At 60.6% G+C, this 8,044-nt stretch carries 5 protein-coding genes; 4 read left to right on the plus strand and 1 reads right to left on the minus strand.

Annotated features, from left to right (window positions below; translation table 11 throughout):
- The first annotated feature begins 125 nt into the window (after nt 1–125).
- Nucleotides 126–1,445 (plus strand): ABC transporter substrate-binding protein, encoded by a 1,320-nt coding sequence (locus PV407_RS27310; protein WP_332093167.1) that lies wholly within the window; start codon nt 126–128, stop codon nt 1,443–1,445.
- A gap of 78 nt (nt 1,446–1,523) precedes the next feature.
- On the opposite strand, the gene PV407_RS27315 is transcribed toward PV407_RS27310, so the two are convergent.
- Nucleotides 1,524–2,954: a methyl-accepting chemotaxis protein gene (locus PV407_RS27315; RefSeq protein WP_332093168.1), complete on the minus strand. Its 1,431-nt coding sequence runs from the start codon at nt 2,952–2,954 to the stop codon at nt 1,524–1,526.
- A gap of 257 nt (nt 2,955–3,211) precedes the next feature.
- On the opposite strand from PV407_RS27315, the gene PV407_RS27320 reads away from it, so the two are divergent.
- The 3 genes from PV407_RS27320 to PV407_RS27330 are packed head-to-tail and all read left to right on the plus strand — an operon-like array spanning nt 3,212 to nt 7,776.
- The gene (locus PV407_RS27320; protein WP_332093169.1) at nt 3,212–4,996 is read left to right on the plus strand and encodes an ABC transporter ATP-binding protein; all 1,785 of its coding nucleotides are present in this window, start codon (nt 3,212–3,214) and stop codon (nt 4,994–4,996) included.
- A complete protein-coding gene (locus PV407_RS27325; RefSeq protein WP_332093170.1) occupies nt 4,989–6,824 on the plus strand; it encodes an ABC transporter ATP-binding protein in 1,836 nt (611 codons plus the stop codon). Before PV407_RS27320 ends, PV407_RS27325 begins: the two co-directional genes overlap by 8 nt.
- Nucleotides 6,787–7,776: a BadF/BadG/BcrA/BcrD ATPase family protein gene (locus PV407_RS27330; protein WP_332093171.1), complete on the plus strand. Its 990-nt coding sequence runs from the start codon at nt 6,787–6,789 to the stop codon at nt 7,774–7,776. The genes PV407_RS27325 and PV407_RS27330 overlap by 38 nt, the downstream gene beginning before the upstream one ends.
- Nucleotides 7,777–8,044: the final 268 nt, after the last annotated feature.

Raw genomic sequence — 8,044 nt, forward strand, 5'->3', positions numbered from 1 at the left:
ACCGTTCTCTCAGATGGAACCATTCGCCGCATCGGCAACCTTACTCCATAAACCGGCCGCAGCGTAACCTTGCTTCAAAAAAACAAGCATTGCGACAAGCTCGCAAATTGGGGGATGAGCAAACGATGTACGGTAAATTTGCCCGTTTGGCAATCGTAGTCATGCTTGCGGCGGTGGGCTGTTCGAAAGGCTCCGGCGATTCGGGGAAAGGCGGAGAGACGGCTGCGCCTTCGATCCCGACCGTAGGGAAGCCCGGCGAACCTTTGGAGCTGCTGTTTCTCGGTTCGACCGACAGGGAGCGGTTCATGCGCGAGCACGGCAATGCGCTGATGAAGAAGTTTCCGAACCTGAAGCTGAACTATTACCTGCTCGGTTCGAGCGACGACGAGGAGAAGGGGACGATGTCGATCCAGGGCGCGCTGACGAAAGGGCTGTCGATCGACATCATGCATGTCGGCACGGTCAACATCAACCCGTATTTGATGGAAACGAAGCTGGCGTACGACGTCGGCGATCTGATCAAAAAATACGGCTACGACCTGAACATGCTGTACCCCGAGGCGATCGACGTCCTGCGGCTCATATCCGGAGGGCCGCTGTACGGGCTGCCCGTCAATTTCAGCGTATACAAGCTGTATTACAACAAAGATTTGTTCGATAAGTTCGGAGTCGCATACCCGAAGGACGGCATGACCTACGACGAGTTTTACGAGCTGGCCAAAAAGATGACCCGCACCGACGGCGGCGTCCAGTACCAGGGGGCGATTATCAACATCGGCAATATGCTGCTGTTCAACCAGCTGTCCGCGCCGTTCGTCGATCCGAAGACGAACAAATCGCTGTTTGCGTCGGATCCGAGATGGCAAACGTTTACCGCCAACTTCGTCCGTTTTTTGCAAATTCCGGGCAACGACAAGCCGACCGACGCGAACTTGTTTTTGAAGCAGGGGACGGCCGCGATGATGCTGGCGGCGGTCGACCTGAATGCGAGCTGGGAAATCAATTGGGATATCGCCATGGCCCCGACGTTCGCCGACCTTCCCGGGGTGGGCGGCGGCATCCAGGGGAGCATTTACGCGCTGGCCGGCACGAGCAAGCATAAGGAGGAAGCGTTCCAGGTGATCGCTTACTTGGCGTCGAAGGAGCATTTGCTCAATTTGTCGAAGGCCGGCATATTGACCGTCCTGAACGACCCGGAGGCGAAACGAATATTCGGGACGGAAATTCCGTGGCTGAACGGCCGAAAGCTGCATATGGCGGCGATGTTTCCGGATAAATACGCGCCGCCGTATTTGTTGACGCCGTACGACGGGCTGGCGCAGCGGGCGCTGGCGAACCAGTTGAACCAGGCCGCGACGGGCAAAGTGTCGGACGTCAACACGATGCTCCGGAACGCGGCGGAGGAAACGAACAAGCTGATCGCGGAGCGGCTCGCGGGCAATTGAACGCGTCGCCGCGGCGTGCGGGTATAGGCGAAGCAAAAAAAGACGCGCGGGTGGTCCCGCGCGTCTTCGCCGTGAGCGCTAACGCCGCTCCGTCATCGTTCTCAACTCGGCGGCGAGCTTGTCCAGCTCCAGAAAGCTTCCCTCGATTTCCCGGATGCGGCCGTCCTGCGTCGTCATGCTGGCCGCCATCTCCTGCACCGCGGCGCTGTTTTGTTCCGTCAGCCCCGCGATCGTCTCCATCTCCCCGGCAATGTTCACATATTGGGCGTGCAAATCGTCGGCCGAACGTTTCACCTGCCCGGATTGATGCTCCACCGTCTTCGCGTTGCCGGCGAGCGCGGTCAACGCATCGGCGACTTGCTTGACGGCGACCGCGCTTTGCGCGACCGTTCGCTGCCCGAGCGCGATTTGTTCCGCCGCCTGATCGGTTTTCGTTCGAATCGTTTCCAATATCGCTACGATTTGTTCCGTCGATTGCTGCGACGTTTCGGCCAGCTTGCGGATTTCGCTCGAAACGACGACGAACCCTTTCCCGTACTCGCCCGCGCGCGCCGCCTCGATCGCCGCGTTCAGCGAGAGCAGATGCGTTTGCTCCGATATGTGCCGGATCGTCGAAACGATGTCGACGATTCGGTCGTTTTGCTCGTTCAGCTCGTTCATGAGCGCGACGGAACGGTCGATCGTTTCATGGACGCGGCGCATCTGCTCCTCCAGCGATTTCGCGATGGCGCCGCCGTCGTCGGTCAGCCGGGTCGATCCGGCGGACAACGACTGCATCGCCGTCGTGCGATCGGCCAAATCGGCGACCGCCCGCTCGACGATCCGGACCGACTCGCCGATGGCGGCTACGCTGTCCGCCTGCGTTTCGGCGCTCGCCGACAGTTCGGCGAACGAGGCCGTCACTTCTTTGGAAATGGCGCTCGTCGACGTTACGTTTTCCCGCAGCTTGGAGCTGAAATCGTTCAGCAGCGTCAACGAAGCGGACAGCCGGTCGACGATCGCCTCGGACTTCGCCTGCTCGGCGACGGCCGCCTCGCGCTTCGCGGCCACTTCCCGCTGCAGCCGTTCGCTGAACAGAGCGGATACGAGCAGCGGAACCGCGATAAAGGCCAGGTACATGTACATCGTGACCGGATCGTTGTCGCCGAACACCGCTTCTTTGTACGGACTGACCCATATGTACGTCGTGAGCCCGGCCCCGAGCAGCGCGGAAAAGACGATCGCCCTAAAATGCGTGTACAGCGTCATGATCGCCAAATTGACGAAAACGAGAAAATAAGTCGTGATAACCGGTCCGCTCCAAATCAAAAGCAGTGTCAAACCGGTCACGATCGAGGCAATCATGTACATCACGTAATCGGCCAGCCACCGTTTCCAGGTCAGCATCGTCGCGACGCCGCAAGTCGCCGTGCCGACGACGAGCAAAACGACGACCGAATCCCGCGCCGCTCCCGTCAGCAGATCGACGACGATCCCCAAAGCGAGCATGCCCCATATGATACATACCATTAATTTGTTTCTGCGATGCAGCGTTTCCGCGTAATTCACCCGACTATCACACTCGCCTTCCCGAAAAAGTAGAAACGTACATGAAAATCATACCATGTCCCGGTGAATAAGCAACCGGACCTATTTCCGGAATAGTTCGAAAGTAACGGATTGCCCGCGCCGCATTCTTTTCTCTTTAATCAATTTTGATATAGACACGTTTGCGCCGAATTTGCTAAAATGTGACAATCCCCATTTCGGCAAGGCAGGTGCATCCGTTGAACAACCCCGCCGCAACGAGCCGTTCCGGCATATCGCTCTGGTCCGTTTACGTATGGACGCTGTCGTATTTGAAGCCTTATCGGCTTCTGCTGGCGCTGCTTATTGCCGCGGCTGCCGCCGTGTCGGCGGCGGAGCTCGTCATCCCGCGATTCGTGCGGCATTTTATCGACGTGCTGCTTCCGGCATCGGACCGGGTCGGCTTTTATCGATCGATGGCGCTGCTCGCGTGCATCATCGCCGCTTTGATCGGTGCGAACATGGCGCAAAATATGCTGCGCCGGATGATTCAGGAACGCGCCGCCCGCGATTTGCAGCTGGCGATATTCGGCAAGCTGCGCGCGCTCGGCTTCGCGTACTTCGAACGGACGCCGGTCGGCGAGACGCTTTCGCTTCTGAACACGGAGGTGGCCGCCGTGCAAAATTTGTACCGCCAAGGCTTCCCCTGGATGATCGACGGCCTGCTGTTCTCCGTCATTTCCATCGCGCTCATGCTGTTTACCCACGTCGGATTGACCTTGATCGTCATCCCTTGTTTTTTGCTTTATTACATATTCGGACCGACCCTCGAACGGAAAGCGTCCGTCAGCGGCAAACAAATGTCGCAGCATCGCATCGACGAAAACCGGAAAGCTTACGAAAGCATATCGGCCGCGGCCGAGCTGCGCGCGTACTCGGCGGAGCGGTGGGATACGGAGCGATATTTGGACAATGTCGACGCGTACAACCGAAGCATGATCCGCACGTATTGGTACGCGTATTTGCGCGGCACGAACCGTCGGCTGACGTATTACGCCGGGGCCGTCGCCGTTTTCGGCTACGGCTATTATTTGATCGGCGCGGATCGGCTGACGATCGGGGCGTTCGTCTCGTTTTTGCTGTATTATTTCACGGCGATGCACCGATTGACGTCGGTCGTGACCAACATTACCGAGCAAAAGGTACTGATGTACCAGGCCGAGAAGCTGTACGCGTTCATGCGACAGTCGCCGCAAACGGCCGAGCCGGAACGGCCGCGGACGCTTCATGCGGTCAAAGGTGAAATCCGCTTTGCGGGGGTCGAATTCGGCTACGGTCCGGACGCGCCCGTGCTGCGCGGCTTCGAACTGACCGTCCGGCAAGGTCGGCGCGTCGCGCTCGTCGGCCATAGCGGGTGCGGCAAATCGACGGCGCTGAAGCTGATCGGCCGGTTTTACGATCCGGATGCGGGGCGCATCGAGCTGGACGGCGTCCCGATCCGGGAGCTGCCGCTCGGAACGCTGCGGCAATCGTTAGGCTTCGTCTTTCAGGAAACGTACTTATTCGGCGCCTCGATAAAAGAAAACATTCGCTTCGGCCGGCCGGACGCGACCGACGAGGAAGTCGTCGCGGCCGCCGAAGCGGCGCACGCCCACGATTTCATCGTCAAGCTTCCGAACGGCTACGATACGCCGGTCGGCGAGCGCGGCGTCAAGCTTTCGGGCGGGCAAAAGCAGCGCATCGCGATCGCCCGGATGTTCGCGAAAAACCCGGCCGTCGTCCTGCTCGACGAAGCGACGTCGGCGCTCGACAACGCAAGCGAACGGGAAGTGCAGTCGGCGCTCGACCGGCTGCTCGAAGGGCGGACCGTCATCGCCGTGGCGCATCGGTTGTCCACGGTCGACCATTTCGACGCGATCGCCGTCGTGGAGAACGGCCGAATCGTCGAATACGGCACTTATGCCGAGCTGATGCGGGCGTCCGGACCGTTCCGCCGACTGGTCGAAGGCTCCGAGGCGAGAGAGGGGGCTTCCGCCCGTGTCTAACATACGCTGGATCGTGAGCCGGGCGGGCAAGGTGAAAGGGCTGCTGCTGCTCGCCTCGCTGCTTATGACGCTGGAATCGCTGTCGTATCTCGCGCAGGTCGGCCTGCAGCAAACGATGATCGACGACGTGCTGATCGAGGGACGGGCCGACCGGTTTTGGCCGACCTTGCTGTTGATCGCCGCCTCGTACGCCATGTATGCGCTGCTGTTCACGTTCGGCCCGCATACGCTTCATCATTCGGTCGCGCGCGTCCGCCGACGGCTGGCGCAGGAGCTGATGAACCGTTTGCACCGAATCCCGATCGGCGTTTTGCAGAAAGAACGAACGGCGAGCTATGTGTATCATTTCTCGAACGATTTGCAGACGGCGGCGACGATGGCCGGCGGGGAGCTGCCCCGGCTGTTTCAACAAGGCACGAACGTCATCGTTCTCGTTTTCGTCATATACGCGGCCAGTCCGGCGCTTCTGCTGGCTGTCGCCGCCGCCGCCCTGCTGTATGTCGCGCTCGGCAAAACGTTCGCCGCAGGCCGAAAGCAGGCTGCCTCCGAAGTGAACCGGACGCGGTCCGCGCTGCTCGTCCATATGGAGGAAGGAGTTTCGTCGACGCGGGAAGTCGTCGCCTTTCACCGGCAAGCATGGGAAGCGGCCAACTACTACAAGCTGTACGGCAACTACTACGCCAGCGTCATGCGCGAAGGCAAGCTCGTCAACAAGCAATCGCTCGTCAGCGATCCGCTGCGCTGGGGCGCCGTTCTGCTCGTCCTGCTTTACGGAGGAATTTTGGTGCTCGACGGGGCTTTGTCGCTCGGGATGTTCGTCATCACATTTCAGTTTACGAGCCGGTTTATCGACTCTTTCCACGGCCTGTATCAATATGCGCTCGGGTTATCCGGCAAAATGGCGTCCGTCGAGCGGCTGCGCGGCTTTTTGGAAGGCGAAGCGATCGGAACGGAAGGAAGGCGGCTCGACGGACCGGTTGCAAGCATCCGGTTCGATCGCGTCACGTTCGCGTACGGCGACGACCGGGAGCCGGTGCTGCGCGGCATCGACCTCGACATCCCGGTCGGCCGCAAAGTCGCGTTTGTCGGCACGAGCGGCGGCGGCAAATCGACGATCGCCGGCTTGCTCGTACGCTATTTCGAGCCCGATTCCGGCCGCTTGCTCGTCAATGGCGCACCGATTGCGGATTGGGCGAGAGACGAATGGATGAAACGGGTCGCCATCGTGTTCCAGGAACCGTATTTGCTGCCGGATACGATCCGCACGAATCTTTTGCTTGGCCTGGACGGCGTCCCGGAGGAGAAGCTGACGGAAACATGCAAGGCGATGCACATTCACGACTTCATCGCCGGATTGCCGGAAGGCTACGATACGGTGATCGGCGAGCGCGGCGTGACGCTGTCCGGCGGGCAGCGGCAGCGGCTTGCGCTGGCGCGGGCGCTGCTGCGCGATCCGGAGCTGCTGCTGCTCGACGAAGCGACTTCGTCGCTCGATCTGGAAACCGAACGGTTGGTGCAGGAGCGGCTGGATCGCCTGCGGGAAGGACGCACGACGATCACGATCGCGCATCGGCTGTCGACCGTTCGGAACGCCGACGTCATCTTCGTTCTCGATCGCGGTCGGCTCGCCGAGAGCGGAAGTCACGACGAGCTGCTGCAAGCGGGCGGCGTTTACCGCGAGCTCGTCTGGAAGGAACGGAGCGGAAACGGGGACGGTAGCCGCGACGAAGCAATGGAAGAAGCGGCGGATATGCCGCCGCCGGATAAATACGGGAAAAGGGGAGATCGCCATGACGTTCGCATCGAACGAGGTCGTGATCGGGATTGACGGGGGCGGCACCCATACGCGGGTGATGGTCGCGGATTTGGAAGGAAACGTGCTCGCCTATGAAGAGAACGGGGCGTCGTCGATCAACAAAGATTTGCAGGCGCGGCAAAACGTCCGCCAAGCGATCGCGGAGGCGCTGAGACAGGCGGGAAGACAAGCGGGCCGCGTAAAGGCATTGACGGCCGGAATCGCCGGCTACGATTCCGAGTCCGATTTGGAATGGGTCGTGCCGCTGACGGAGGTGGAAGGGCTGGACTGCCCGAAATGGCACGTCAACGACGCGGTCGTCGCCCATAGCGGCGCCCTGCTGTCCGAGCCGGGAATTATCGTCATCTCCGGCACCGGCTCGATCCTGTTCGCCGTTACCGAGGAGGGACGCCCGGTCCGCAACTACGATTTGCGGCATTACGCGGCGAGCGCCGCCCGGTTTCTCGCCTACGACGCGACGTTCGAATTGCTGGCCGGCCGCGTGGACGAAAGCGACCGGACGCTTGCGCGGCAGCTGGTCGCGCATTGGGGACTGGACTCCGCCCCGGAGCTTGCGAGTCTGGCGCTGCAAGGCTTTGCGGACGACCATCGGGAACGCAACCGGAAATTCGCCGAGCTCGCTCCGGCGATCACCGAAGCGGCGCTGCACGGCAGCCGGCTCGCCCGGACCGTCTGCGACCGCGCCGCCGATCAAATCGTAGTCGGCGTGGAAATGCTCGCCGCCTACTTCTCCGGGCCGGACGTGGCCGTCTCGTTGATCGGCAGCGTCGTCCGAAGCCCCTATTTCAGGGAAAAGCTGGCCGCGGAATTGTCGGCCGGCCGCAACAAACGGTACCGGCTTGCGGACCCGGCGTTTTCTCCCGTCGCCGGCGCGGTGCTGATGGCGCTGAAGCAGGCGGGCGCTCCGATCGGCGCCGAGACGCTGCGGCGCCTCGGCCAGCATCCCCGTTCGCGCAGCGTATAAACGGGCTTTTTCCCAAAACATGGTGTAAACATTCACAAAAAGAATTGTTCGCGGAGCATATTGATCATTCGGGATGCGCGAGTATATGATTCATAATAGAATCATCCATTCGTTCATATAGGAAGTGAAGCCATGAGGAGATATCGGTGGATCAAATGGCGCAAATTTCTTCTCTGGCTTGCCGCCCTCGTTTTGATCGCCGCTCTGCTGTGGGCGGGAGGGCCGACATCCTGGGGAATCGCGCTCGGAATCGTCAATTTGCTGCTGC

The sequence above is a fragment of the Paenibacillus sp. GYB003 genome (assembly GCF_036577625.1).
Classification (GTDB): domain Bacteria; phylum Bacillota; class Bacilli; order Paenibacillales; family NBRC-103111; genus Paenibacillus_AB.